This window comes from Leucobacter sp. M11, assembly GCF_035726885.1.
GTDB lineage: Bacteria > Actinomycetota > Actinomycetes > Actinomycetales > Microbacteriaceae > JAPFRB01.
Genome location: NZ_JAPFRB010000002.1, coordinates 381,043 through 382,749, shown reverse-complemented (window position 1 = coordinate 382,749; position 1,707 = coordinate 381,043). Strand labels below are relative to the sequence as shown.

Below are 1,707 nucleotides of genomic sequence, written 5' to 3'. Positions count from 1 at the left end.
ACGCACAAAGCCAGACCAACGCACCAGCCCAGACCCAGAAAGAAGCAACGCCATGACCGTCACCATCGCCGCCGTGCACGCCGGGCTCGGGGTGCCCTCCAGCTCCCGGATGCTCGTGGACCGCATCGCGCACCACCTCGCGCACCAGGCGGGCCCGGGCGAGGTTGCCGTCGAGGTGATCGAGCTGCGCGAACTGGCCGGACAGATCGCCAACCACCTGGTCACCGGCTACGCCGAGCCCGAGCTTGACCGCGCGCTCAAGCTCATCGCCGCCGCGGACGGCATCGTCGCGGTCACGCCCATCTTCAACGCCTCCTACGCCGGGCTCTTCAAGTCCTTCTTCGACCTCGTCGAGGCGGAGGCCATCTCGGGCACCCCCGTGCTCCTCGGGGCGACGGGCGGCACCGCCCGGCACTCCCTCGCCGTGGACTTCGCGATGCGCCCCCTGTTTGCCTACCTCAAGGCGCTGCCCGTGGCCACGGGCATCTTCGCGGCCACCGAGGAGTGGGGCGGGAAAAACGTCGAGGGCGGCCTGGAGCACCGCATCGCCCGCGGGGCCGGGGAGCTGCTCGCCGCGCTCCGCCGGGGCACGGGCCAGGCCGAGGGGACGGCCGCGCAGGTCGCCCCGACCATCGCGGCCACCGCCGCGGACTTCACGACCGGCGCCCAGCGCGAGGCCGAGAAGCGCGCCGAGCACGACGGCTTCGCCGCGCTCATGCAGCAGTTCGCGGGCGAGCGCCCCTGAGCCGCCCGGCCCCGCGTCGCCGTTTCGGGGCGCGGGGCGCCCGGTCCGGCCGGTTCGGGCTCCGCCCGGGGCCGTCACGGATCGTCACAGTTCGCATTCGCTGCGCTTATGTATTTTAATAGGATTCATTATGAGTGACGTTCAGCCCCCCATCGCCCTGTCCGCGGACCGCGCGGCCCACGACGCCTGGCGCGTCCAGCGCACCGAGTCCGTGACCGGCCCGACCGGCAATCTCGCGCTCGTGGAGACCCGCTGGCTGCCGGCCGGCGAGATCCCGGACACGGTCGCCGAGCAGGCCCAGGCCCCACAGGGCGTCACCGTGACCCCGCTCGCGCGGAAAAACATCGACACGGGCGCGGCCGAGCACGGCCTGCGCGTCTGGGACGCGGCCTCGCCCGCGATCCGCGCTTTCGACCGCATCAGCGCCTTCGACTACGACCCCGCCTGGGTCATCACCGCCCGGTTCACCCCCGTGGCCGCGGACCGCACCGTGCCCTTCGAGCACATCCGGGACAACGGCGGGACCCGCGACCTCGTCGTCCCCGGCGATATCACCTTCTCCCGAGACGGCGTGGACTACCGCTTCGCGGCCTTCGACGACGGCGGCACGCTCCTGCTCGTCTTCGGCGACCCGACGAACACCGCCCAGGGCGACGACGCCACCTACGGCGCCGGGCGCTTCCTCTTCGTGCAGCGCGCCGATAACGCCGCCTTCGGCGACCCCGGCACGGTGCTGCTCGACTTCAACCGCGCCTTCGTTCCGCCCTGCGGCTTCTCGGTGCAGTACAACTGCCCGATGCCGCCCGCGCAGAACCGGTTCCCCGAGCCCGTGCGCGCGGGCGAGAAGCAGGTCGTGTTCCGCGACGGCTTCGACATCTACGCGCTGTAAATCCACCCTCGTTCCGAGCCCATCCCAGGAGAACACCCGTGAAGAATCCCTTCCGCCCCGCTTTCCCGAAGCG

2 protein-coding genes are annotated in these 1,707 nt (G+C 71.8%); both read left to right on the top strand.

The window, feature by feature from the left end; translation table 11 throughout:
- Positions 1–52 precede the first annotated feature (52 nt).
- Positions 53–745 (top strand): CE1759 family FMN reductase, encoded by a 693-nt coding sequence (locus tag OOT08_RS06100; RefSeq protein ID WP_325091694.1) that lies wholly within the window; start codon positions 53–55, stop codon positions 743–745.
- Positions 746–875: 130 nt separating this feature from the next.
- Positions 876–1,634 carry a DUF1684 domain-containing protein gene (locus OOT08_RS06095; RefSeq protein ID WP_325091693.1) on the top strand — a complete coding sequence of 253 codons (759 nt, stop codon included), beginning with the start codon at positions 876–878 and terminating at the stop codon, positions 1,632–1,634.
- The last annotated feature ends 73 nt before the right edge of the window (positions 1,635–1,707 follow it).